The sequence below is a fragment of the Carboxydocella sp. ULO1 genome, from assembly GCF_002049255.1.
GTDB lineage: Bacteria > Bacillota.
Genome location: NZ_BDLQ01000039.1, coordinates 1 through 370, shown reverse-complemented (window position 1 = coordinate 370; position 370 = coordinate 1). Strand labels below are relative to the sequence as shown.

General features: G+C 35.1%; 1 pseudogene. It reads left to right on the top strand.

The annotated features are described in order from the left end of the window. Positions 1-196, top strand: a pseudogene (locus ULO1_RS15010) (hypothetical protein); the annotation flags it as partial. Between the last annotated feature and the right edge of the window lie 174 nt (positions 197-370).

Here is a 370-nt window from a genome sequence, read left to right as displayed (position 1 = left end):
AAAAAGGTTTGTTTGCGCCTGTATTTATGAGCCCTACGAGGTATTTAGGAAAAAACTAAGTAAACAGAAGAAGCGAACGTCCAAAGGACGACGAAGACTAAATTACGAAGTAATATATGAGTTAACAGTAAGGCAAGTAATGGACGGAGAAACAGATTTTCTGAATGAACTGAGTTATGACCAAATTATATTGTAAAGCAAAATGGCTGACAAAATGTGGAATAGGACTACCCTCTATTACCACTAGCCCTTTTGGGCAAAGAACAGGAGTCCTTAATTACATATAATTACATAAATGTCATATATACCATAATGCGTAATGACCAAAACATAGTTGACTACCATTCATAAAATTAATGCAACGCTACTG